The organism is Paenibacillus antarcticus (genome assembly GCF_001637225.1).
Lineage (GTDB): Bacteria > Bacillota > Bacilli > Paenibacillales > Paenibacillaceae > Paenibacillus_AQ > Paenibacillus_AQ antarcticus.
On sequence record NZ_LVJI01000015.1, the window covers coordinates 214,078 to 236,120 of the forward strand.

Here is a 22,043-nt window from a genome sequence, read left to right on the forward strand (position 1 = left end):
TTTTATGAATAATTTAATAGACCATTTACAATTACAGGAAATGCGATATATTTTGGTTGACTTGATGTTTTGATCGGATTTGCCAATGGGATACTATACCCGTACATCACCGCATAAGAAGTGTAACCGGCAACCAAAAAATATAAATAAGAATTAGTTATTTGGTAATTCACAAGCATGTTATTGGTAGCCGCTACAGCGAGATTATGAGCAATAGCCCCGTTTGAATAAATTAAAATACTTCCACTAGTGTAAAGACCAGAAAAAGTGACAAAATTATTATTGTCAAACATAAAGAGTGGCTCATTCGGTACTCCCATTGCTACATCGACTGATTGACTTATTAAGTTACCAGTGTGATCGTATCTAAAAGCCCTTGATACGTACGTAGATTCTTGACATATAATGCTGAATCCAATATTCGAGATAATAAAAAGGGATGCGGACTTATATTTTGTCGCTATAGTAGTGACAAGTAAGTTTGACTGAATAAGTGTGGCATTAAAATCATAAGTATCGCGTCTTACCTCAAAAATACCTGAGGCGTTTTTAGCAAGGTTGAATACATGTATTTTATTGTCTTTTATAAAATACGATCTTGTTTGACTAAGATTTCCAATATAATTAACAACAACGTTCAAATTTTCAATTATAGAACCAATAGGAGTTAACGGTTCAACAACTCCAGTAATTCCATCAACGGTTATGTTCTTTTTTAAATTCTGTGCCGTAAGTTGAGTTAAATCTAATGCGCCTTGAATCACGCCATCTTCTGTGCCAAAAGTTTTTGTACTCCTAACGTCTGCACCAACTGCTGTTCCATACTCACCTCCTTCACCCAATAACTGAAAAGCCGTTCCATCCCAAAACAATGTATAAACACCTATTTTCAATGTCGCATTTGTGCCGCCCGCTTTTTGGACAGCCTTAGCGGTACCGCTAGCGATTGAAGAAACCTTGAGTGTTGCCGCCCCCGTAGATGCCGCATTGATTTTTACAGTGAATTTCTGATTTGTAGCTATGACTTCCGCGGTGGTTATACTGTAAACATTACCAACATTCGTTGTTGTGCCTAAATGCGGAATGTGTTTCGCATTATCCGCCTTATGCGCAATAACAGAATCATTCACAATCTTAACTGCCTTTGGTGTAGCTGCCTCCGTCTCTGATGGGCTATTCACAACGCTGTTTAGTTTTGTGATTCCTTTAACCGTTAGGGAGGCATCGGGAATATCTACGTCAATGTTTTGAATATCTTCTTGCAATTGACCAACCGCAGCATCGACTTTGTCCCAGTTGTCATTCATCATCGTTTTGATATTAAACGTATCATTTCTATCTGCTGTCGGGTCTTTCTTTAACAATCCTAAATTTGGTGTATTACTAGACAATAGGCTCACCTCCTGCAAAATTTGATAATGTTATCCCCTCTACCTCACCTAAGGAAATGAAGTTATGGATTTCACCTATTAATAGGAAGCGAAATTTATAATTAAGCCGCATATGAGCAGGTTTGATGTCCTCTAACGCTTGTTTAAGATCATCAAGGTTTGGCGGTATACCCAAGGAATCAATGAACGTAATTACGATCGTATAATGAGGTACATCAACCCCCACATCAACCGTTCCGCCATCATAGGCTTGAGCGACATTCTTGATCATAGAACCAGACACCTTACCGCTACCACGCCTTTTAGATATGATTACAGACCGTCTTTGATCCACTGGCTTAATGGGCTCTATTGGTATTTGTAGATCACGTTCATATCGATCCAGAGAAATAGTAGATGTCTCAGGATAGGACTCATTCAATAGTGTCTCGATATCAGAATATAACCTATCAAACTCAATACCTTCTGTGGCTGTCAGAGTATCTATCTCTACGATTTCATCATAGTAATCAGGTAAGTGTTTTCTTAATCTCTCAACGGCTGTCATGACACGTTCACCGCGCCTAAGACTGCAACGGAATCCAAAGGAATCTCAATATTCTTTGTCCCACCGTTGACCAATAAATTACTGTAATCAACCACTGGCGGTATCCCTAAGATAATGCTCTGAATTCGTGTGTACCTTAATAGCGGATCGTTAAAGGCTAGGTCTTTTGAATATGCCTTCATCCCATTATCAATCTGTTCTTTGATATCCTCGATAGTTGCTCCGACTGCAAGAACCACTGTGACTGATATGTTAATCGGCACTTCTAAAGCTCCTACAATTGTTATAATTGGTCCTATCGGTGCCGCGCCCTCACCCATTCCATCCTGAGTAGGATCAATATATGTTTGTACAGCATTGACTATAGCTGGCGCAGGAGTGCGCATATCATTGTCTAATATCGCAACTTTCACTGTGTTTTCACCGTTCCACAAAGGGAATGCTCTCGCCCTGCCTACTCCTGGTATTTCTCTTGCCCATGATTCGTACTGGTATCTGTTACCACTTGTGATAGGACGTGAAATCCTTTCCTGATAGTTATCGTAAAGCGCCTCGTCCGTTTCCTTGTCTTCCCCCGCCACAAGTAACTCTGTTATTTCTCCACGGCCAAGATCATTAATGTAATCAATCGGTAAAACCGCCCCGAAATGGCGATTGCCTTCCGATCCAGCAGTCTCGCATTCTATTCGGTAGTTTCCTAACGAAAGCTTCTCGGTAGCTTTGTAGTTTAATGCACCTAAAGTGAATCGACTCCCAATTGGTATATCTAACAAAGCGTTACTGCCGTTATAGAACACAGCTCTTAGTTGAGCTTTACTTGCCTTCTTCCTCACAATGCCTGACCAAGCAATAGAGCGCTCAAGAAACTCATCTGTTGCTGTATCCGGAAAGCGAAGGTTGGCATTAATCTCTAACTCAATGTAGGCTTGTGCAAGTTCTACAGCAGCAGGAGCCAAGGCATCATAGATAATACTTCCTTCCCTTTTATCCACATCACCAGGTACTCTATCCAACATTCGTTCTAATATATTTTCAAAAGTCTGGTCCTCATACACCGTTAGCCAGCTCCTTAGTTTCTTGATATCTTCCAAACTCGGATTCGACTGTAAAGTTAATCAATGCATTATCAAGTTCATAGGCGAATTTAAAGCTTGTTACAGCTGTAATTCGATCATCTTGTGTCAATGCTTCTTCAACCCACCGTTCGACCTCAGATTCGAACACAGAGCGCCCACGATTGGCAGAAAGATCCACCTCATTACCAAAGTCATTACTATAAATAAGATGTTCAAAACGAGTTGTTGAAAGGATTTTGAATACAACTTGTTTGATTGCTTCTAGTCCGTCAATCGTTTGGCTGCTAATTCTTTTGTTCACTAGATCGAGACGATATGTTTTACTTGGTAAGGCAACCGCTTCTAATTCCTCGTCTGCCATTTCTATATCGCTTTGCGGTATCATCCACTCACCACCTTATCCATCACTACGAATTGTTGACCGCCTTGTAAACGCATCAGAATCACCTTGTCGCCACTCTCTAACCCTTTTCTGATCACAATCTTATCTAGTAATGATTCCTTGGTATCTGGTAAACCAATGACTGCGTGAACGTGTTTCAAATCGATTTCAAAGCGTCCCATTGATTCGGGAACAATTAAAAAAGCCTCTGTCAAAATTAGGCGCTGATCCACACTAATTTCTAAAGGGCTTATTGATAAAACCGTTCCAAACATTACAGCTGTTGGGTTACTATTCTTGATCACCTCTAATGCTGCTTGCTTGATAACATCCAACATTATACTAACCTCAATTCTAATGACATCGTGTGATTAGATTCGATATTTTTATGTGAACATTCGTCAACTAGAAAAAACTTATTGATGCCAAAACGTTCAATATAAACATTTACGTACATTCCAGCTCTTAACCTCAAATCTCCGATAGCTTCAATCTTCATTGATCTAGTTTCACGATTTTTGAGAGTCATTAATCTTGTCAAGATGTCGTTGATCTGAGCGTCATTTAATCCCTCGTCTACACTTTGAGTCAGTTGTAGTAATCCCCACTTCTTTATACGGCTGCTGTCTTTGATCTTATATATATCTCTTTTTCCTGACTTCTTGTTGTCTCGATATAAGATGACTTGATTATAGGTGTCATCATCAATCGATTTCGAATAGGTATAATCCGTCATCAAGCTACCATCACCAACAACAAATCCATATTTCATATTCGAAATATTTTTAAGAGTGAGCTTCCCGAAATCATCAAAAAACACGAAATTAGTCGTGTTGGCTATTAATGATTTATCCAATGACTCACAGATCATGTCAAACAAGGACTTATCATCAAACAACTGTGCAGGTATCTTGTACAATGTATCCTCCAAAGCGCCTACGCTCAGTTCAAAGTCCTTCGCAATCTTCTGGATGATCTGCGTTGCACTCATATTTTGGAATGAGTAAGTATGGTTTACATTTAGATAACGCATTTGATCATAAGCTAGGATCTTGGCTTCTCCATTCCTCCCTGTCTCGAATCGGAAGATGTAGCCTAGAAAGACCTTGTTGGCTCCATCCGTAAACCTCACCACATCACCATTTTGATACTTGAATTTCTTATCCTGGTATATACCTTCGTCAATGAGTGAGAATTCCAATGAAGATGCCTTACCAATCCTACTTGTGCGATAACCGATATCTTTAGATATATCCGATACATCCCACACATTCCCGTCCTTGTTATCGATCAGTATTTCCATGTGATCACCCCGGGAGTTTAATTACGGTCCCAATCTTCAACTTCTTGGCCTGTGCATCCGTAATGCCGTTTAATTTCTGAATCTCTTTATACTTCGATCCGTCACCTAGATTCTTTTTTGCAATAATAAACAGTGTGTCACCACTCTTAACTGTGACTGTCTTTGGTTTGGTTCGTTCATCAGCACGCTTCGGTTCTGTTTTGGTTGCTGTTTTCTTTGCACCGGTTGCTGTTACCTTTTTAGCAAAAACCACCTTCTTAGCAGCGTAGAAAACAAACTCCTTCAAAGAAATATCGTATTCCCAATCACCTACAGCACCGCCGACTTCTTTGTAGTTAAAATCCTCTATCGATACTGGAATGTTTATTGACAAAGTCTCACTAACGTATATGAAACGGATTGGACGCTTTTTGTTCATCCAATCCTCGATACGTCGGATAAAATCCGCGGGACCATCAAACCCAGCTGATTGTATTGCGTTAGACATATCAGCTGGGAACACTCCACTAAAGCTAATCTCTTTCAACTTAGGAGCTTTGATAACATTTATTTCACCCAACCCTGCAACGCTATGTGTTTCCCCCTGCCCTGATCCCTCAACCTCGATTTCCTCGCCCAGAACAGGGATCTGAAAGAATACCTCATGATTGTTATAGCTTAGTTCAATACTGTATTCAGCCATTAGGAAAATACCCCCTTGGCAGATGATGCAATGTCATCCTGCAACTTGGTGGTTATTTTAGATACGATAGAGTCAAGGTTGGTTTCGTTGCTGATAGGACCTGTTTTAACTTGCACAGTAGGTGTCAAGGTAACGAAATTCTGAATATTCTTCATCTCTGCAAGATCACGCATCACTTTTAGGTCCTCACTAGAAATGTCTACTTTCCCCTTAATCTTATCTACTGTGCCTATGTTCTTCTTCTTTTTATCATCACCACTAGCCTTTTGTGCAGCGTCTGCTGCTTTGTTCCATTTATCAAAGTTAAATTTGTCTGTACCACTAGACGCTTGGGCCTTTTTCGCTGCGTCTTCAACTGCTCTCTGTTCAGCGCGACCTTTAAGCATATCCAACACTTTTTGTTCACGTGCTTGCGCTTTTCCAGCCGCATTAGCTTGCATTCCAGTGACTTTATTCTGTCCTGATTGACGAATCGCTTCCGATTCTGCCGCAGCTGATGATGCTAGTTCAATTCGAGCAACTGTGTCAAAGGATACCCCCGGAATAGTATTACTTAAAGTGTTAAGTAATTTGTTAATGGTATCTATTACTCCATTAGCCAGTCCATCTATGATCTTCAAAGTTTCAACTTTTGCCCATTGGAACGCGTTAACTATCCCATTTCCTACCTGAACGAAAAATATTGGTACTTGATCGAAAAAATTCATTATTCCATTCCATGCTCTCATAAATCCAGCAGCAAACGCGTCATTGGTATTCCACAGATTAACCAACCAAACGCCTAATGCTATAAGCAAGGAGATCATTAAGATGATTACATTAGCTTTCATAACTGTATTTAATGTTGCCCATGCTGTAGTCAACCCATAGGTAGCGGTCATTTGAGCAAAGGTAACTAAAGTTTGAATAACGGTCGCAGCCGTGGCGGATATTGTAGCAAGCTTAGTTAATAGCATGATTGTGTACAAGGCGGTAACCGCCCCTGCTAATCCCCAAACAATAGGTTCGATCATTGTCCAATTCGTTGAGAAAAAACCGTATATTTGAGTTATCATATTCACTAAATTGACGGCCCCCTGTACAACCCACTCTAAACCAATACTTAAGCCATCAAAAAATGGCTGAAATGCTCCATCTTTAAACGCTTCATTAACTTTCGTTATCAGCGGCAAAAGGGATTGCACTGCTGCGCCCCCGGCATCAGCAAAAGTAGATCTTATATTATTTCCGAGGGTCTCTACTTGCTTGGCTGGACTTGCCATCATAGTATCAAATGCTTTCTGACCCATCTTTTGTTTTTCTAATAGTTTATCAAACGCTTTAATGAATCCTTCCATATCTCCAGCTTTACCTAACTTGTCGATACCGAAGTCTCTAATGTCTGTTTTGGACATATTAAAGCGCTCTGCAAGGGAAACAATATCACCTGACATAGCCTCCTTTAATGCAAATGTCGCTCCTTCTATACCATTTCCAGCACTATCAAATGCGTTCATTCGCTGTGCGAGATTATTTAACTGTTTTAAATGGTCTGTATTCTGTGTGGTGGAGAAGAAAGATAGCGTGCCTTGCAATGATTTATTTACATCTTGCCCAGCAGCTAAAGCATCCTTTTTAAATTGCTCGAACATTGCTGTACCGATTCGAGCATCACCAGTCCGAGCAATGAACATGTCTTCCATCTTCTGTTGTTCCATGGAGCCACCAATTGTAGCACCGAATAAACTCTTTACTCCTTCTAAAGTAAGGTATGTCGCCGCTATTCCTTTTATAGTCCTTAGCAATCCTTCGCCATGGCTCTTGCCTTCTTTAATAGAGCGGTTGAATTTATTCTGACTGCTAGTTGATTGATCTATAGAACTTTTCATAGCCGCTTCTGCAGCTGCAATTTGCTTCTTAGCTGCAATTAGGCTCTTATCAACATTAACATTTCGATTAGTAGCTCGTTGCATCTGTTCCATTGTTGATATCATCATGCTCATGCTTGATGTAATGCCCTTCAACGGACCGCTCATAGCGTCAAATAATTTTAGGCTTGACGATACTGTTGCCATAGATACGATATTCTCCTTTCCAGCAAAACAAAAGACACCCTCTTCATAAAAAGGGTGTCCGCTTTATGCCAACTTAATTAACGTTAGTAAATATCTCTTCTGCTTTATCATCTTTGGTTTCTAAAAGAAATCTACCGTTTGTCTTCCATTCTTGTATTAATTTTTCTTCTGACTGTATCTTTTTTAATTCTTTAGCGGTTTCATATTCATATATAGCAATCTTTTTATCTGAAATAAATACTATACCGTCCTTAGCTTGTATCAATTGTGCCGCAGGTTTTGCTTCTATGTTTACTTCAATCCCTTGCTTTTTATATGCTTCTATAAACCTGTCTAGTGATACTTCATCCTCTTTTGGAGAAGAACACCCTGCAAAAATTGATACAACAAGGACGAGTAAACATAAACTGACTAATTTCTTCACGTATTGCCCCCCTGAATAGGTCATATTTACCACTAACCTTATCAAATCGAGGGTAATTGGTCTATCGTTTTTTACGACTCTTACTCTTTGATTTTGCTTGATTTTTCTTTTCCTTTTCAATCTTTACAGAAATCATAGCATATATTGCAGCCTGTTCCTCTGAACGCATATTCATTAAGACATGCGGTAAGATTTTTAATTCATGGAGAGCGTAGTAAGCTAGATTAGCCTCACTATCGCCCTCCTCTATTAGTTTTTTACTTCTTCTACCATCTCATTCATGTCTCGATCGAATCCGTTCATTGCCTGTACTTTCTCCATAAGGTTACTGAACTCTCCTGGAAGCAACATTTTACGCAGAAGTTTCTCAGCTCCCATTACGCCGTATGTCTTTTGGATCTCAGCATTTTTCAAATCAGGGTAAGCTACACAGGCAACGACCAACTTAGAAAGGTAATCATTTGTATCTAAATCAGAGGTATACAACCCGTTCTTACCCTTCGTTTTCTTAGTTGCCGACTTTCTCAATTCTTGGTTATCATCCTCTGTAATAGAACGTAACTTCCACTTCCCCGCCTTACCGTCTTTATCCTTAAACCGTTCGGATACCACAAATTCCTCCGCTACCTCAACTGCTGCATTTTGTGCAAAAAACATACTTAAATCACTCATATATAATTCCTCCTATTATTGACCCAAAGTTGGGGCTACAAATTGATCTGGCATATCTACATCTTCAAACGTGAAACTAGTCTCTTCTTCAAGTACTTCACTCTCCGTGTCAACCTTCGCCATGATTACACTATCTAAGTTAACACCTCTCAGGATTACAGTTTGCTTTCCAATGGAGGACCCCTCATCCTCATTAACTATCGTAATATCAAAGTAGGTATCTTTACCTGTTTTGATATAATCCAACATCAACTGTCTAAAGAGAGAAGTGACATAATAAATTGTCATGTCCCCTGTACCTGTCCACCCATTAGCTTTATGCTGAGTCCCACGTTTACCTAGTGTCTTCACGTCAGTCTTGTTCTTCTCAACAACGCCCTCTAAGGTTTTAACATAAAACATTTCTTCTACCTTACCCTTGATCGTCGCATACGCTCGTCCCTCTTGACCGGATATCGTATCTCCTGCACTCAAAAACATACTACTTCACCTGCACTCTCATATATATTTTCTCGATTGAATCTACAGGCTGTGGGTAACTTTCCGCATACACTGCATCGGATTCAGTACCTTGGATAAATGAAATATCTTTTTGTGCATCGAAGTTTTGCAAAGCATTAATTTTCTCATATGAAGTAAAAACATTGATCGCTTCACTTTTCAACAGATTGCGGCCATCTGCATTGTTGTCTACTTTGCCGATATAGAACTTCTCGAAAATGCTTTTCAGATCATTTGCTATACCATCTAGCACCCGGATAACACGATTCTTTCGGAACTGCCTACCCTTTTTAACTGTAAATCTATGGAGAGTATTAATATCCTGTTCTACAATCGCCCTACCATTACTAGCCGTGAATAGGAATTCTCCCGCATTCAATGCCGCTATGATCTGTGTATTGGTGTAACGTGGTGTTACATCCACTGCATTGTCATAGGCACTATAGGTAAGTGCTTCATTAACGTTAGCTGCTGCCGTAGCTCCTGCAACCCACGCAACTGCTTGAGCATTAGTGAGAGTTGTTCCATCAGAAAGGACCACGCCATTTTTAACGCTTATTACACCCTCGTAATCAGCAATAGGATAGTTTGGCACAACTGCCTGTACTTTCTTGCCCTCTTCTTCTCTAAGGCGCTTAACAAAGGCTGTGTAGACTGATTTCAGTTGTGCTTCGTCAGTAGTCAATCCAACAGTGTTGAAATCTAGCAATTCAACTGCTGCAAGGAATGCGGTATGATCAGCATTTGTCACAACGCCATCGGTACCGCCTGTAAGCGGAAGACCTGCCGTAACAGTTAAAGCGCCTGTACCGCTAAACGCTATCCAGTTATTAGACACAAACCCCGCAGCGCTTGAAACGATTTGGGTGTTCACAACAGTGCCTGATACGAGTGTATTAACATCAAACTTTGCGGGATCATCTATATTGGTCTGGATGATGACTGAAATATCATTACCGCGTACACCGCCGTATTTAGCTGTCACAGTCAATGTTGTTAATGAAGCGGTAGCTTTAACACCTTCATTTAAGCGGTATAAGAGTAGTGTCTTAGCTCTTTTAAGAGACTCCTTTACTAACAATAGTGAAGCATCTGTAATGTCGTATCCAAGCACATCAAATGTGTCAGCTCCTGCCTCTACAGTAATAACCTGTTTAGATGGACCCCAAGGGAGCGTAAGAGCCAATGCAGTTATGCCACGCTCACCTAAGGTTCCAAGCGGTTTCGGTACTGAGCTAGTTTCGATATATACACCAGGTCTTACTTTGTTTTGAGTTACGAATGTTCCTCCGGCCACGTTACTTCACTTCCTTTCCTAAGAATGTTTTGATGATATTTTCAACCTCTTCAATCGTGTATGTCTTACCATCTTCTAAGAGTCCGTTCAGAACATCTTGATTCTCTGCGAACTTCTTAGATTCCGTAATCTGTGATTTGGTATACCCTTGAGTAACTTCCTGTTTATCTTCAGCTTTAGCCATTTTTAATAAATCCCTCCTTAGTGAGAGTTTGCATCTTCGGATATTCTTTCTTTGGACGCATAACATGAAAATCATATGAAACGGAAAAATGAAGAACACCGTCAATGATTTCATGAGTCATCTTGGATCCATGATGTGAACCCGAACCGATTGATATCCATTCCAGTGCGTCATATAGCTTCTCAGCTACATCATGCATCTCAACATTTGCGTCTTCTTGTGATAGTGGGAAGTAATGCACATCAAATGTGTGATAGCGCTTATAGCGCCTACCAAATTCTTTATCCTGAGCGACGGGAAAAAGCTTAACAAAAAAGCAAGGCTCCACTAAGCCCTGCTTGATCTCTTCTTCATATATGGTTGCGTTGGGGAAGGCTTGGCTTAAGTTTAATATCATGCCATCAAGCACATTGTTTATCGTTACCACGGCTTCACCCCTTACGGCCGTTCATTAATTGATTGAGTAACTCTAGTTGTTTCTTTTCTATATATCTCGGTAACTCGCGTTCCATCTCTTGCATGGATACGGTCATCATGAATCGACCTTCAACCCATCCAGTTAAGTCTTTGCCAGTACGATGTCCGTGTTCTACATAGGAAGCGTAGTCAGTGTTATTGAATATCTCAATGACATAGCCACCACCTAGTTTCTCCACTTTGCCCACTTGCCAATTGCGCCTTAACTCTCCTGTGTCACCTACAGGCGTACGCTTTTTGATCTTCCGATCTGCACGATAGGCCATTTCCAACAGGAACTCACGTATCCAACGATCAATAACACGCTGGTCCGTTGCTGTTTTAAATCTCTTCGCCATTTGTTCCATCTGCCCGAAATCAAAACTACCCCATTTAGCCATCAGATAACCTTTTCTTACAAATGAAACAATCATTGTGTGCATCTTCATGAATGCAATCTCGTTGTATTTCTGTTAGTCCAAGAGCTTCAAGATAGGTGTAGGTATCATAGACCGTGAGAGACGTTCCATCTTTCATAAGTAGCGTAATAACAAATTGATCAATGCTATGGAAATTTTCCTCTATATAATTAATCAATCCGGTTTTACTTTCAGGGTAAATCCGCTTCACTGTTCCACTCACGCCTTCACACTCCTTTGAATGCTTAGTTCTTGATGTGTTTGGTAGGGAAAAGGTTCTCCTGCCGTATACAAGTGTTCTAGAGTCCCACGCGTTACCTTGATTGTGTCCCCTTGTTTAACCTCAATGTCCGGAGAGATAAAAAGCTTTGTTTCATATGAAATGGTATTAGCCGATTCGGTTTGTCCGTTAGCCCCTAGTGACTTTTGAGAGATTCGACAAGGCATATCAGTATACACAACGTACAATTCATGCTTAGTACTCCCGTTCGGCTGTTTAACAGGTCCATATCGACTGATAGTACATTTGTCCTCATATAGCTTCTCAATTGCTCTACGGTACCTTCTAAGGTTCATTACACTACCACCTCAATTTTCTATAGCGAGTTAGATCAATTCGGTAATTCAACACAACCTTATCGATTACTGTCTTGGCTGTGTTTGAAAGTCCCGATGAACCAACAGGAGAGATCGATGTGTCGCCTATCTTGACGTTATCCACTCCCCCTGCTGACTCGTTGATCTCATCCACATTAGGCAGTTCTACACGCACTGCATCCATGACCATACTAGTCCATGTGTCAGTAAGCGCTTCGGGTATTTCTTCGACATTACAAAAATGCTTAATACGCCGACCAATCTCCCTGACATAGGAGTTGATCAGCGCATCCAAAGTGATGCCAGTCAGTTGTAAGCGAAGTTTCACTGTTTCTAATACTTCACTAGGGTCAGCTATCGCCATCTCCACCGCCCCCTGAAGCGGCAAGGATTAATGCTATGATCTCAGGTTTCTTTGTCGCATCTCCTAGATCAATTTCATTCTCTGCTGCATTTTCTTTAAGTTCAGCCACAGACATTTTATCCAATGGTTTTTCTTGAGATTCTTCTAGAGCCTTTTCAGCTGCAAGCCGACGTGCGCGGTTAAACGATGAAAGTCCCATATCGTACCTCCTATGCTAATTTATGAACGAATTTCACAATTCGAATGTTCTTATTCTCGTAAACTCTTGACCAGTTCGCAGCCGTTGCTAGTTCAGCATTTGTAGGTGATACGCCCACAACTGCATCTTCAGTCCATTTCACGCCACGAGGATGCAGAATGAAATGTTGACGGTTAATAAGGATATCGTCACCTTGTAGGCTGTCACGATCTGTCTCTGTTGGAACAGGAGCCGCACCTTGACCAAAACCAACTGCTCCACCGCCAAACAGGTACGTGGTATAAACTCCTGCTGCAACTGGATGTCCATCATCTACAATAACTCGCTTATCCAGGTATGTCGGGAATGATACGCCTGTCACTGGATCAACCTTATACACAATCAGTCGATCTTTTTGAAGTTTAGCGTATACTGCTGAGTGCATTGAGAATGCAGTCAATTTATCAGCAGCATCACCCAATTTAGTCTGTGCATCAATAACTGTAGTTGCGTCGATCACGGCAGCGGCACCAGTACCAGCGGAAATGTCATGTAAGTTCCCCGCCATAGTTGTTGCTGCAAATACACCCTTCAATGTGCTGAATAACATCTTTTGTTGATCTCGCGCCCAATACGATGCCAGTAAGTCACCCACCGCTCTCATTGGATCATCACCAGACAAAGCCTTCGCTAAGTCATTAGCGCCCCATGCGTTACCACGTGTATGCAAACGGGACATGTCTTTATTGGCTACAATTTTCTTCACACTTAGAGGAGTAGAGTCACTTAATACTTCTGATTCTCCTGTTAGGTCATCCCAGAATGGCATATTAAGAATCGTTCCACCGCTTGTTGCTAATGCATTCAATTGTGGGTCATTTACGATGATCCCGGATTGAGTTAGTGCGGAAAGCTCCGCTGTGCGTTGAATCAAATAAGGGTTAAACACCTCAGGAACGATTACATCTGCAATTTTAGTAGCCATTATTAAATCACCTCATAGTTTATTTGTTTACTTCGCCGCAGCTTGTAACTGTTTGGCTAGGTCGGGATTCTCCCGTAAAATCTTGCCTTGCTCGGTATAGTTCAGCGTATCTTTCTTCCATGGGTTCGGCTGACCTCCACCTTTATTACCACCACCCTCAGGAGGTTTAGCGCCTTTGAAACGTGGCTCACCGTCTTGTTTTTCGACAAACAAAAAAGCCTTCGATTCACGAAGACTCTTGATCTGATCGTCCAGCCCTGATTTGACGTTGCCGGATTCATCTAATTCAATTTTTGTTTTGTCTAGCAAACCAGCAACTAGATCAGGATCGTGTGTATCAGTGGCAAGAGCCAACTTTAACGCTGTGTTGATTCGTAATGTCTTTACCTCGGCTTCGTACTTATCTGATGCCGTCTTGTTGTCTGTCTGCAGCTGTGTGATTTGATCTTGAAGCACTTTGTTATCACCAGTAGACTTCTTCAAGTCAGACAACTGATTATCCCGATCCTTCAGATCTGATTCCGCTTGCTTCTTAGCTATATTGACCTCATCAAACTTTTCCTTCGGGAACCAATTACCATCATTCACGACTGCCAGTTTCTTATCTCCAGCCTTTGCAACAATCTGGTTATACAATTCCTCGCCTAACAACTCTTTCAAATCCATCTATTCATCAATCCCTTTATGTTTTATTTACGTGTCCACCTCACGCTAGGAGTGCGTTCAATTTACCCCGAACCTTTAAAGAGGGCAGCGCCTAGTTATATGCCATACGACAGGGCAGAATCTTTAGAAGACATAATAAAAAGCACCCCTACCAGTTATGGTTGAAAGTACTTAGTTACATTCTGTCTATTTTAATGTCTTGCCAAATATCTTTGAGAGGTATTCCGTTAATCTTGTGATTAGTCAACATATCATCTGCATCAATATATACGTCACCCTCATCATCAGGACCAAGAGCTATAAGTAATTCGCCTTGAGGAGCACCGATATAGTAATGATCCCCGTATAAGTAAAATTCGATCTCAAGACCAATCTCTATCGATTCCTTTAGATCTTGTAAATCCTTGAACCGATCGTCACTCATACCCTTTGCTCCTTTCTATGGCTTTCTTATTAGCTATTTTTTCAGCTCTACTAAGTTCTCTCCCTTTGGACTCTCTACTCACATCATCCGTGTTCTCGCCTTTTGATAGCCAACTATGTGAGTGCGGCACGATTGGATGATATTTAGGTCTTTTATGATCGTTAAAGTCAATGTCTAGTCTTGGTTTTCCGGTCGAGCCATAGTAGCGCCTTGCATCAAGTTTACCATCTTTATAGTTATCAAACACACTATTAGGTACGCCTATTCCATCTACCCTATGAACGCTACCCTCTATGATGTTCTTTTGAGCTTTTAGTTGCCAATTAACATTCCGATACAAGTCTTTCGTGGTCAACCATTCTTCAGGCTTATTATACTTCATGTCCTGGAAAGCAGCAAAGGATTTAGGAACATTACTTCCTAAAACTTCCTTGTATTGAGCAAATTGATTTTTATCAGTTGATTCACTATCAACTTTCTTTCTTATAATGTCCGCATTATCTTGCCCGTATTTATCAACTACATGTTTTTGATACCAATCGTCATACTTCATATTCTCAGGAACATAGTAGGTGGTACCATCAGGATCCATTGCTATACGCTCACCAAGACCCTCATCGTCATCAAAGTGTGCAACAGTTGTTGTACGACACCTCGCATGAAATGGTGGGTAGTTAACGTTAACTTCCATTTCGGACAGATTGAACACCTTGCCATCCATTCCCCTGCATACTGAGCTTGTACGAGTATCTAATGTTGCTAATACCTCATATTGCTTAACTACACCGCTTTCCTTGTACCCAGCGGCAGTTGCTTGCCCAGCGAAAAAAGCACTCTCTGTCTGAACCAGTCGTTCAGCGTTGGAGCGCGATACACTCATTCGTTCGACCACGCTTTTTACGGTTCGATCAATGCTGTCTCCACGTATAAAGGATTGCGATAACTTGGTTTGGAGCTCTTGGCGTACCTTAGAACGATCACCCCATATCCGTTGTGACCAGTTACGACCATCCAACTTTGACCCCAATACCTTTTTCAATCCCTCATCATCTACATGAGCAAATGAACCGCCAATTCCAAAACCTTTTTGAATCTCATAAATATTGCGGTAATAGGTATCCGTATAGATGTCGCCTAAAAGCTTCTCTGTGCTTTCCTGCCGACTTCCTGCAAGCATTTCTGAGTGTTGCCCGATCTGAGTTTGTAACGCTTCTAATCGAGTCACACGAGTCTTGTAATACACATTGTTTAACTCTTGTGTCCATCGACCATCTGCATTATCTTTGGCTTTAGAGGTGAATTCCTCTAATGTCATCTTGAATTCTTTTAGTTCGCCTGCCGTGAGCTGTTTACGAGCCTCGGACATTGTGACTTCATTATTAGTTGAATAGCGCTGATAGAATACCTCAATATCCCTTTGCATGCTCTTCATAGCTTTGTCGTATTCTTTACGCTGTGCAACCTCAAAGGCATCTGCCTTGATGAATTGGCGCCGGGCTATCTGCTCACTACGCTTCTTCCAATAGTCTGGCTTCATTCTTCATCAGCTACTTTAGGAATAGACGTTTGATCTACTGGATCCAAGCTAGGGTAATCATCCATGACCGACTCTTTTTCTTTCTTGATGCGATCTAACTCCGCTTGTATATCTTTCGTCCATGGATGATTAGCTGTAATGGTTTCATCTGAAATGATTCCCACGCTGTTCTTGGCATTCGTGATGGCATCCGTTTCATTTACTAGGATATCTCGGTTAAAGATGAATTCAACATCTTCATCAGCAAAATCACCTATACCTGTATTGGCTAAGTGGGTATCAATAAACCACAGCAATTGTTCGAAACTTGCTTGGAATTCTGTTTCAAGGATGTTAGCATCCATATCCAAATCGTTGTATAGCTGTTTCAGTGCTACACCAGTAGCCCCATTGAAGTTCTCTGTCCCTATATCTACGCCACGACCAAACTCATAAATATTCTTTCTCGTCATGTCCTGGTGCGTCTTGAAGGCTTCGGTATCGATGGTTAAATCTAATGTATCCACACCGCCTTCGCCTGTGACCTTAACGGCTCGATAAGCAGCGAGGTTGTATCTGAACTGCCCCAAGTCAGTGCCGTCATAATCTTTCAGCACATAAATACTGTTAGGCAAATCCTGTAGGTTGTTTGAATTGTCCGATGACTTTAGGTCGTAATCATCCACTAACGACTTAATAAGCTCAATCAATGGCTGCTCCTCATCGTTCGCCTTAAATGGTATGAACGGCACTCGCTCCCAGTTCAACGGTTTCTCTTCTCCCTGCCATTCCATCACAAAGTGGTTACCTATAGAATCATCGTCAGGAACGACCCCGCCATCATACGTATATCTCTTAACTCCGTTTGTGTCCCACCACTCAACTTTGACAACTTCCTTCTTAGTGGTAGCTTCGTAAGTCTCGATCGTGTAGCGCCTAATAACCGCCTGTAGCTCCGTATGGTCCTCGTCTAGCCATATCGGAATGATCTCATCAGACCGCATCCGTTTGAAGCTTAGAATGCCTTCTTCGTTATAGTGCACATGTAACCACGCTATACCTTTATTGATGGTTTCTTTACCAAGGTTCTTAATGGTGCGGTTCATGCTTTGGTCAAACAATGTCGCCAAGGCTTCCTGATATATCTTATTTTCCGTTTGGATGCTCATTTCCTTAGATAAGAGATACCCAACCTTCTGATCCACTAGCTTTCGTGTGAAGTTATGCACCAACTTGTTATTAGATAGATTGGTATCTTCAATCATTTCACCGCCAGGGCCTATAATAAGTCGTTTTCTGTTTAATATATCTGTCTTGCCGAGATAATACTGCTGTCCCGCAAGCATCCACCTGTACACCTCACTACTCACCCAATCATCAACCTCTTGCTTGATGATCTGTTCTAGTGACATAGGCGCATTACCTTCTATTATCGCTTGGATATCTGTATTCATCGCCTGCCTCCTTCCTAATCAAAATGAGATGCTACCACCCTTAAGATCCGATACCTCGTATCCATCTAACCCGTACCATATGGCCGAGAAGGTATGAGGATCTATTGAGAATTCATCAGGTATGATGTGACCGTTCTTATCGAGCTTGTACGTTAGATACTTCAGCTCACGCACAACGTCCACGCAATCAGATGAACAAATGATCTTTTTAAATCGCTTGACCTTCTTGGTGTTAGCTAACCTCGAACCTTGAAACTTCTTAGCGCCCTTCATACGAAATCCTTTTTGCTTAAAGTATTGGATTGTCTTAGGCTCAGCACTATCAGCAATGATCAACTCTTCGGATTGCCTGAACTCGTCTATCTCCACGGCTGTGTGGTCGTCAGTCATTTTGTTTTTGTAATACTGCCAGTAGATATAAAGTATCTTTTGTTTGTGATCCACAGCCATACGGACAATAGCGTTATAAGAATCTTCAAAACCAAAGTCCATACCTACACGTTCGATCGGGTCTCTGATAGTTCCTATGGCTTCCATAACCCTCTCGCGCGGCCAGTCCTCGAACTGTGGTAATACTCGTATTCCGTTCACGCCAAAACGACCTTTCCGCGCTATACGGTGAAGGTCTGGGTCGTAATCTTCCATTTCATCTAGCTGCTTAATGTAGCTTTCAGGCAAAAATAAATTATCATCCGCTGTTGAGTGATGATAATAGGTGTCGTTCGTTATGACTGTACGTTTTTCATATAGTTCATTATCATCTAATACAATTCTTCTGTTCTGGTCATCCTTGAAGAAGTGCTTGAACGACCAATTATCTTCACCTACAGGATTTGTTGACAGTAACATATGAAGGTCTAGAGTTGGATGCCGTAAACGCCCTAACAACTCCTTGAACCCTGCATACTTAACCTCTGAACACTCTTCAATCCATACAATAGATACATTGTTGATTGATTTGAGCTTTGCCGGCTTATCCATACCTTTGAATATGATCTTACTACCATTAGGAAAGCGCAGTTGCATAGGTGATGTCATACACTTGATTTTGTGATCTAACTCTAAATCAATTACGATCTCTTCTAATAAGGAGAATGTTGAGTCCCTATGAGTGTCATATACCTCACGAACAACCAAGGCTGTGCGCTTCTCACTTAATAGCTTGAGAATGAGTTTTAATGCAACGTGATAGCTCTTAGACGACCCATAACCACCAACAAGGAACTGAAACTTTGTTGACCAATCGAATAAGAAATCTTCAAAATGTGGGTTTACCTCTTTTTCAATCATTAGGTATCACCCTTACGCCTTATCATGATCTCAATCGGCTTATCATCATCCTTGTTCAACTTCTGCTCAATGATAGATACCTCGCCTTTTAACTTGCTTATCTTAAGCTGTTGCTCTTCGTCTGCATGACCTTGACGACACATATCTTCATACTGCTTAATCATGCTTTGAAGAGTACTCATGGCCCTACTCTGGGCCGTTAAGAACGTTGCATGACGATCCCAAGAGAACTGGAACTCATACTCTTCCTCGGTAACTACTTGCTCCATTTGTGGCTTATCATCACCTATATCATGGACCTCATATTTACGCTTCTTAATTTCCTTAATCATCTCGTCTTTATTCTGGACGAACATGATCTGTTGGGCCCTCAGTATGGCAGCATATTGAATCGTTATCTGATCCCACATCATATCTAATGGGGAACGTGTCTCGATCTCTTCCATGATCTCTAATGTGTCATCTGGTAGAAACTTGCGGAAGAAGCCATGAGTGACAGCATTATCGTTCTTCTTGGGCGCCGCACCACCGCTGTTCCCTTTGGCATTTTGATTACTAGGAGGTGCGCCTCCTTTGTTTGTGTGCATACCATTTGGTTTGTGTGCACCCTTTTGGCGTTCCCATGCATAACGTTGTTTCCAACTCTTTACTGTATTAATGGATACGCCATATTTATCTGCAATCTCTTTATATTTAAGACCATCGACGTAATCTTTCTCGGCTAAAACGTGATTATCAGCCACTACATTATCACCACCCCCGACGTTGTGTTTGTTTTGTAACTTTATAGCTATGAAGGCAAAAGAAAAAGCACCGGTTAGGGTGCTTTTCATCGTTAATTTTAAACGTTAACTTTAAATTCATTTTGTGTTTTTGTGAATTCAATAACCGAAAACCTGAATACGGCTTCTTCCATGTCTTTCTCAAGAATTTTTTTCAATTCCTCATAGGATTTCTCCATCAAATCTTCTTTCATTTCACACATCCTCCTCAAAGTCCAATTGGTGGAGAACTTTTATAATCATTTCCGTATTGCTTTATCTTATGCTCAGTCTCTAATTTTTGCAAATTCAATTTATCAACTTCTATTCTTTTGGACCACTTTATGTATAGTGACACCAGGTTTTTAAATGGTCCTCTTCCCTTTAACCTAAGAAATGATATAAAAATGTACTCCCTTTCAACAAAATTGCAAAAGACCCTCGACAACGGTACATACAATAACTCTTCATTAGTAATTCTGCAATCTATAACCGCACTAAAAAATTCTAGCCGATTCAGAATAGGTAGGATTTCAAATCTTTGTTTCACAATTAACTCAGCATACAATTCTTTAGTCAAATCATCTTCACTAATATGAAAATTAGCATTAACCAAATGCTTAAAATCAGCAGGGTTTTCTATCTCTTTGGACACCTTTTGAAAAAACTCTGAAGTTAATGGTATAATTTCCTTTTCAAAATACGCTAAATACTCCATACTTTTTTCTGCTGCACTTCTTTGATTTCTATCATCAATATCTTTTTTTAGCATACGAAGCTGAACTAGACCTAAAAAAACTCCTAGCACTAATACAATCCCTGATAGTTTATATAGAGCGTCAAGAATTTCCTTCGTTGCATCCCACCAATTCATTTAATCCCCCCCTATTGTCATATTTCGACATCCAGAAGGATTTACCTCTTTCGCACCATTCACTTTGTAAGACCTCTACAGGATTCGAACCTGTATACACCAAAAGGTCATAATATAAATAGAGTAGTCTTAACCCTAGTCCCCCGCACAGCACCCTTGACGATCCACGTCTACGGTCATATAATGACCTACAGCACAGCCGAGTCCTGCCAAGGTAAGGGTTAGCAGGGACACCCGAGCGTTAGCTCTATGTCCCTACTTTAATAGTGTTCAGCCTTCAAATTATCGTCATGATACCGTCATATTTTAGATGATCCCAGCAACTTTCAAAGTGTTCGTTATAGTTATGAGTCCCTTTTCAATTCTTCGGTCAATCGTGCTTTCGGACATCTTACCTTGGAACCTCATAACGGTGTATTTTCTTCTACTAACCTTAAAGTAACGATGTTGTATAATGTCCTTTACTTCTTCATCAATAATAGAACTAACCGCTATGTTAATGGTTTCCACCTTATCTTTATAGCTCGCATACAATAGTTTCTGGGATGGTGAGAGCTCGCCTATACGATCCATTGCTTTCAAAGCGGCCATCATTTCAGGGTATTCTATTAGAAATTGAATCGCTAACTCAATGTCTGACTCTGTCGCCTTCGGGAATAGTTCCAATTGTTCCATCGCCCCCATATATTCACCCCATTAAATCGAATATGCTCATTTGACCTTCCTTGTCCACGTCTCCTGCATCTTGTATCAGTCCTTGGTCTATCATCCATTGTGGAGCGTTGTATAGGTCTTTTTCCCATACTGGTTCTCCTGATCGGCTGTATGCCGGGTTCTTTGCCGCTGCCTTGTCCGTCCATACCCAAAATGTCTTAGCTGTTACAGTATCACTCATGCTCTAGCCCCCGCGGTATTGGCTTCTTGATACCCGTGTACCTTTTTACCACAGATCGGACAGAACTTAGGTGGGATTTCCTTATTTATCGCCGTTTTGGAAAGCCGAGTACCCTTTTTATCATCAAAAGTATAGGGTCTGATTGTGATGTTAATATTCACACTTGTTTGAACCTCTGCATCCCTTCGGTTTTGGCGACTACTCTTGGAATGTTGACTGGCTAGTTCTTGTAGGCATTTACACATTACCGTTCTCCTCCCTATCTAAGGGATAAAGGGCTGTATATTTTGCATGTAGTGACCAATACGCTTCCTTCCATTCTTTATGCAATGCTTCTGCACTCTCTGCCCTCACCCTCAACTCAGCTATCACATTAGACTGAGTAAGATACTTTTGCTCTGCTGCGTTGTATTTACAGATCCAGTATGCGGATTTTTCTTTTTCGACTGACACTTCACCTTTCCAATAGCAAGCTTCATTCGCTTCTTGTTTGTATTGTTGGAGCCAGTATTCAGCGATTTGAACAGATCCGTTCGTTTCATGAAGATTATCGAGATATTCCATATCCTTCTGCCAGTCTCTATTCTCCATTAGGGGTTACCTCCCAGTTGATTTTAGTGATGAAACAAATTTCTAATTTCTGCGTACTTA

General features: G+C 41.0%; 32 protein-coding genes. All 32 read right to left on the reverse strand.

What is annotated here, in order from left to right:
- Positions 1 to 2 precede the first annotated feature (2 nt).
- On the reverse strand, positions 3 to 1,391 hold the full coding sequence (locus PBAT_RS10975) for a tail fiber protein (RefSeq protein ID WP_068649422.1): 1,389 nt from the start codon (positions 1,389 to 1,391) through the stop codon (positions 3 to 5).
- Positions 1,384 to 1,938, reverse strand: a complete 555-nt coding sequence (locus tag PBAT_RS10980) for a putative phage tail protein (RefSeq protein WP_068649424.1) — start codon at positions 1,936 to 1,938, stop codon at positions 1,384 to 1,386. The genes PBAT_RS10975 and PBAT_RS10980 overlap by 8 nt, the downstream gene beginning before the upstream one ends.
- Positions 1,935 to 2,993 carry a baseplate J/gp47 family protein gene (locus PBAT_RS10985; RefSeq protein ID WP_068649427.1) on the reverse strand — a complete coding sequence of 353 codons (1,059 nt, stop codon included), beginning with the start codon at positions 2,991 to 2,993 and terminating at the stop codon, positions 1,935 to 1,937. Before PBAT_RS10985 ends, PBAT_RS10980 begins: the two co-directional genes overlap by 4 nt.
- Positions 2,986 to 3,399 carry a DUF2634 domain-containing protein gene (locus tag PBAT_RS10990; RefSeq protein WP_068649429.1) on the reverse strand — a complete coding sequence of 138 codons (414 nt, stop codon included), beginning with the start codon at positions 3,397 to 3,399 and terminating at the stop codon, positions 2,986 to 2,988. The genes PBAT_RS10985 and PBAT_RS10990 overlap by 8 nt, the downstream gene beginning before the upstream one ends.
- Positions 3,396 to 3,734: a DUF2577 domain-containing protein gene (locus tag PBAT_RS10995; protein WP_068649431.1), complete on the reverse strand. Its 339-nt coding sequence runs from the start codon at positions 3,732 to 3,734 to the stop codon at positions 3,396 to 3,398. Before PBAT_RS10995 ends, PBAT_RS10990 begins: the two co-directional genes overlap by 4 nt.
- Positions 3,734 to 4,699 carry an XkdQ/YqbQ family protein gene (locus tag PBAT_RS11000; protein WP_068649433.1) on the reverse strand — a complete coding sequence of 322 codons (966 nt, stop codon included), beginning with the start codon at positions 4,697 to 4,699 and terminating at the stop codon, positions 3,734 to 3,736. The genes PBAT_RS10995 and PBAT_RS11000 overlap by 1 nt, the downstream gene beginning before the upstream one ends.
- A 4-nt stretch (positions 4,700 to 4,703) precedes the next feature.
- Positions 4,704 to 5,381, reverse strand: coding sequence for a LysM peptidoglycan-binding domain-containing protein (locus PBAT_RS11005; protein WP_068649435.1), 678 nt, complete (start codon positions 5,379 to 5,381; stop codon positions 4,704 to 4,706).
- Positions 5,381 to 7,435 carry a phage tail tape measure protein gene (locus PBAT_RS11010; RefSeq protein ID WP_068649437.1) on the reverse strand — a complete coding sequence of 685 codons (2,055 nt, stop codon included), beginning with the start codon at positions 7,433 to 7,435 and terminating at the stop codon, positions 5,381 to 5,383. Before PBAT_RS11010 ends, PBAT_RS11005 begins: the two co-directional genes overlap by 1 nt.
- Positions 7,436 to 7,508: 73 nt before the next feature.
- Positions 7,509 to 7,859: a hypothetical protein gene (locus tag PBAT_RS11015; protein ID WP_068649439.1), complete on the reverse strand. Its 351-nt coding sequence runs from the start codon at positions 7,857 to 7,859 to the stop codon at positions 7,509 to 7,511.
- A gap of 249 nt (positions 7,860 to 8,108) precedes the next feature.
- Positions 8,109 to 8,531 carry a phage tail assembly chaperone gene (locus tag PBAT_RS11020; protein WP_068649441.1) on the reverse strand — a complete coding sequence of 141 codons (423 nt, stop codon included), beginning with the start codon at positions 8,529 to 8,531 and terminating at the stop codon, positions 8,109 to 8,111.
- 15 nt (positions 8,532 to 8,546) lie between these two features.
- On the reverse strand, positions 8,547 to 9,011 hold the full coding sequence (locus PBAT_RS11025) for a phage tail tube protein (RefSeq protein WP_068601679.1): 465 nt from the start codon (positions 9,009 to 9,011) through the stop codon (positions 8,547 to 8,549).
- A gap of 1 nt (position 9,012) precedes the next feature.
- The gene (locus PBAT_RS11030) at positions 9,013 to 10,329 is read right to left on the reverse strand and encodes a phage tail sheath family protein (protein ID WP_068649443.1); all 1,317 of its coding nucleotides are present in this window, start codon (positions 10,327 to 10,329) and stop codon (positions 9,013 to 9,015) included.
- 1 nt (position 10,330) lies between these two features.
- On the reverse strand, positions 10,331 to 10,513 hold the full coding sequence (locus tag PBAT_RS11035; protein ID WP_068649446.1) for a hypothetical protein: 183 nt from the start codon (positions 10,511 to 10,513) through the stop codon (positions 10,331 to 10,333).
- Complete coding sequence (locus PBAT_RS11040; protein ID WP_246168272.1) at positions 10,506 to 10,940, reverse strand: phage tail terminator family protein; 435 nt, start codon at positions 10,938 to 10,940, stop codon at positions 10,506 to 10,508. The genes PBAT_RS11035 and PBAT_RS11040 overlap by 8 nt, the downstream gene beginning before the upstream one ends.
- A gap of 4 nt (positions 10,941 to 10,944) precedes the next feature.
- Positions 10,945 to 11,418 carry an HK97 gp10 family phage protein gene (locus PBAT_RS11045; RefSeq protein WP_246168273.1) on the reverse strand — a complete coding sequence of 158 codons (474 nt, stop codon included), beginning with the start codon at positions 11,416 to 11,418 and terminating at the stop codon, positions 10,945 to 10,947.
- The gene (locus PBAT_RS11050; RefSeq protein ID WP_068649450.1) at positions 11,363 to 11,611 is read right to left on the reverse strand and encodes a hypothetical protein; all 249 of its coding nucleotides are present in this window, start codon (positions 11,609 to 11,611) and stop codon (positions 11,363 to 11,365) included. Before PBAT_RS11050 ends, PBAT_RS11045 begins: the two co-directional genes overlap by 56 nt.
- Positions 11,608 to 11,964 carry an ABC transporter ATP-binding protein gene (locus PBAT_RS11055; protein ID WP_068649452.1) on the reverse strand — a complete coding sequence of 119 codons (357 nt, stop codon included), beginning with the start codon at positions 11,962 to 11,964 and terminating at the stop codon, positions 11,608 to 11,610. The genes PBAT_RS11050 and PBAT_RS11055 overlap by 4 nt, the downstream gene beginning before the upstream one ends.
- 4 nt (positions 11,965 to 11,968) lie before the next feature.
- A complete protein-coding gene (locus tag PBAT_RS11060; protein ID WP_068649454.1) occupies positions 11,969 to 12,349 on the reverse strand; it encodes a DNA-packaging protein in 381 nt (126 codons plus the stop codon).
- On the reverse strand, positions 12,336 to 12,548 hold the full coding sequence (locus tag PBAT_RS11065) for a hypothetical protein (protein WP_068649456.1): 213 nt from the start codon (positions 12,546 to 12,548) through the stop codon (positions 12,336 to 12,338). Before PBAT_RS11065 ends, PBAT_RS11060 begins: the two co-directional genes overlap by 14 nt.
- 10 nt (positions 12,549 to 12,558) lie before the next feature.
- Entirely contained in the window at positions 12,559 to 13,512 is a 954-nt protein-coding gene (locus PBAT_RS11070) for a major capsid protein (protein WP_068649458.1), read from the reverse strand.
- Between the two features lie 27 nt (positions 13,513 to 13,539).
- The gene (locus PBAT_RS11075) at positions 13,540 to 14,178 is read right to left on the reverse strand and encodes a phage scaffolding protein (protein WP_068649460.1); all 639 of its coding nucleotides are present in this window, start codon (positions 14,176 to 14,178) and stop codon (positions 13,540 to 13,542) included.
- Positions 14,179 to 14,353: 175 nt separating this feature from the next.
- On the reverse strand, positions 14,354 to 14,602 hold the full coding sequence (locus PBAT_RS11080) for a hypothetical protein (protein WP_068649462.1): 249 nt from the start codon (positions 14,600 to 14,602) through the stop codon (positions 14,354 to 14,356).
- Positions 14,595 to 16,139: a minor capsid protein gene (locus PBAT_RS11085; protein ID WP_068649464.1), complete on the reverse strand. Its 1,545-nt coding sequence runs from the start codon at positions 16,137 to 16,139 to the stop codon at positions 14,595 to 14,597. The genes PBAT_RS11080 and PBAT_RS11085 overlap by 8 nt, the downstream gene beginning before the upstream one ends.
- Positions 16,136 to 17,572: a phage portal protein gene (locus tag PBAT_RS11090; RefSeq protein ID WP_068649467.1), complete on the reverse strand. Its 1,437-nt coding sequence runs from the start codon at positions 17,570 to 17,572 to the stop codon at positions 16,136 to 16,138. The genes PBAT_RS11085 and PBAT_RS11090 overlap by 4 nt, the downstream gene beginning before the upstream one ends.
- Before the next feature lie 18 nt (positions 17,573 to 17,590).
- Positions 17,591 to 18,862, reverse strand: a complete 1,272-nt coding sequence (locus PBAT_RS11095; protein ID WP_068649469.1) for a PBSX family phage terminase large subunit — start codon at positions 18,860 to 18,862, stop codon at positions 17,591 to 17,593.
- Positions 18,862 to 19,605: a phage terminase small subunit gene (terS, locus tag PBAT_RS11100; protein ID WP_068649471.1), complete on the reverse strand. Its 744-nt coding sequence runs from the start codon at positions 19,603 to 19,605 to the stop codon at positions 18,862 to 18,864. Before terS ends, PBAT_RS11095 begins: the two co-directional genes overlap by 1 nt.
- 98 nt (positions 19,606 to 19,703) lie before the next feature.
- Positions 19,704 to 19,838 (reverse strand): hypothetical protein, encoded by a 135-nt coding sequence (locus tag PBAT_RS26230; protein WP_276326553.1) that lies wholly within the window; start codon positions 19,836 to 19,838, stop codon positions 19,704 to 19,706.
- Between the two features lie 14 nt (positions 19,839 to 19,852).
- Positions 19,853 to 20,497 (reverse strand): DUF4760 domain-containing protein, encoded by a 645-nt coding sequence (locus PBAT_RS11105; RefSeq protein ID WP_068649473.1) that lies wholly within the window; start codon positions 20,495 to 20,497, stop codon positions 19,853 to 19,855.
- A 306-nt stretch (positions 20,498 to 20,803) separates the two neighbouring features.
- On the reverse strand, positions 20,804 to 21,172 hold the full coding sequence (locus tag PBAT_RS11110) for a hypothetical protein (RefSeq protein WP_157091316.1): 369 nt from the start codon (positions 21,170 to 21,172) through the stop codon (positions 20,804 to 20,806).
- Between the two features lie 13 nt (positions 21,173 to 21,185).
- Positions 21,186 to 21,392, reverse strand: a complete 207-nt coding sequence (locus PBAT_RS11115) for a hypothetical protein (protein WP_068649477.1) — start codon at positions 21,390 to 21,392, stop codon at positions 21,186 to 21,188.
- Complete coding sequence (locus tag PBAT_RS11120; protein WP_068649479.1) at positions 21,389 to 21,637, reverse strand: hypothetical protein; 249 nt, start codon at positions 21,635 to 21,637, stop codon at positions 21,389 to 21,391. Before PBAT_RS11120 ends, PBAT_RS11115 begins: the two co-directional genes overlap by 4 nt.
- Entirely contained in the window at positions 21,630 to 21,983 is a 354-nt protein-coding gene (locus PBAT_RS11125) for a hypothetical protein (RefSeq protein ID WP_068649481.1), read from the reverse strand. Before PBAT_RS11125 ends, PBAT_RS11120 begins: the two co-directional genes overlap by 8 nt.
- Positions 21,984 to 22,043 lie beyond the last annotated feature (60 nt).

Bases quoted from the DNA above. Each gene is read 5' to 3' on its own strand.
- PBAT_RS10980 (WP_068649424.1), bottom strand. From the start codon at position 1,938: ATGACAGCCGTTGAGAGATTAAGAAAACACTTACCTGATTACTATGAT.
- PBAT_RS10990 (WP_068649429.1), bottom strand. From the start codon at position 3,399: ATGATACCGCAAAGCGATATAGAAATGGCAGACGAGGAATTAGAAGCG.
- PBAT_RS10995 (WP_068649431.1), bottom strand. From the start codon at position 3,734: ATGTTGGATGTTATCAAGCAAGCAGCATTAGAGGTGATCAAGAATAGT.
- PBAT_RS11000 (WP_068649433.1), bottom strand. From the start codon at position 4,699: ATGGAAATACTGATCGATAACAAGGACGGGAATGTGTGGGATGTATCG.
- PBAT_RS11005 (WP_068649435.1), bottom strand. From the start codon at position 5,381: ATGGCTGAATACAGTATTGAACTAAGCTATAACAATCATGAGGTATTC.
- PBAT_RS11010 (WP_068649437.1), bottom strand. From the start codon at position 7,435: ATGGCAACAGTATCGTCAAGCCTAAAATTATTTGACGCTATGAGCGGT.
- PBAT_RS11020 (WP_068649441.1), bottom strand. From the start codon at position 8,531: ATGAGTGATTTAAGTATGTTTTTTGCACAAAATGCAGCAGTTGAGGTA.
- PBAT_RS11025 (WP_068601679.1), bottom strand. From the start codon at position 9,011: ATGTTTTTGAGTGCAGGAGATACGATATCCGGTCAAGAGGGACGAGCG.
- PBAT_RS11035 (WP_068649446.1), bottom strand. From the start codon at position 10,513: ATGGCTAAAGCTGAAGATAAACAGGAAGTTACTCAAGGGTATACCAAA.
- PBAT_RS11045 (WP_246168273.1), bottom strand. From the start codon at position 11,418: ATGAAGATGCACACAATGATTGTTTCATTTGTAAGAAAAGGTTATCTG.
- PBAT_RS11055 (WP_068649452.1), bottom strand. From the start codon at position 11,964: ATGAACCTTAGAAGGTACCGTAGAGCAATTGAGAAGCTATATGAGGAC.
- PBAT_RS11060 (WP_068649454.1), bottom strand. From the start codon at position 12,349: ATGGCGATAGCTGACCCTAGTGAAGTATTAGAAACAGTGAAACTTCGC.
- PBAT_RS11065 (WP_068649456.1), bottom strand. From the start codon at position 12,548: ATGGGACTTTCATCGTTTAACCGCGCACGTCGGCTTGCAGCTGAAAAG.
- PBAT_RS11070 (WP_068649458.1), bottom strand. From the start codon at position 13,512: ATGGCTACTAAAATTGCAGATGTAATCGTTCCTGAGGTGTTTAACCCT.
- PBAT_RS11075 (WP_068649460.1), bottom strand. From the start codon at position 14,178: ATGGATTTGAAAGAGTTGTTAGGCGAGGAATTGTATAACCAGATTGTT.
- PBAT_RS11080 (WP_068649462.1), bottom strand. From the start codon at position 14,602: ATGAGTGACGATCGGTTCAAGGATTTACAAGATCTAAAGGAATCGATA.
- PBAT_RS11085 (WP_068649464.1), bottom strand. From the start codon at position 16,139: ATGAAGCCAGACTATTGGAAGAAGCGTAGTGAGCAGATAGCCCGGCGC.
- PBAT_RS11090 (WP_068649467.1), bottom strand. From the start codon at position 17,572: ATGAATACAGATATCCAAGCGATAATAGAAGGTAATGCGCCTATGTCA.
- PBAT_RS11095 (WP_068649469.1), bottom strand. From the start codon at position 18,862: ATGATTGAAAAAGAGGTAAACCCACATTTTGAAGATTTCTTATTCGAT.
- PBAT_RS26230 (WP_276326553.1), bottom strand. From the start codon at position 19,838: ATGAAAGAAGATTTGATGGAGAAATCCTATGAGGAATTGAAAAAAATT.
- PBAT_RS11105 (WP_068649473.1), bottom strand. From the start codon at position 20,497: ATGAATTGGTGGGATGCAACGAAGGAAATTCTTGACGCTCTATATAAA.
- PBAT_RS11110 (WP_157091316.1), bottom strand. From the start codon at position 21,172: ATGGAACAATTGGAACTATTCCCGAAGGCGACAGAGTCAGACATTGAG.
- PBAT_RS11115 (WP_068649477.1), bottom strand. From the start codon at position 21,392: ATGAGTGATACTGTAACAGCTAAGACATTTTGGGTATGGACGGACAAG.
- PBAT_RS11120 (WP_068649479.1), bottom strand. From the start codon at position 21,637: ATGTGTAAATGCCTACAAGAACTAGCCAGTCAACATTCCAAGAGTAGT.
- PBAT_RS11125 (WP_068649481.1), bottom strand. From the start codon at position 21,983: ATGGAGAATAGAGACTGGCAGAAGGATATGGAATATCTCGATAATCTT.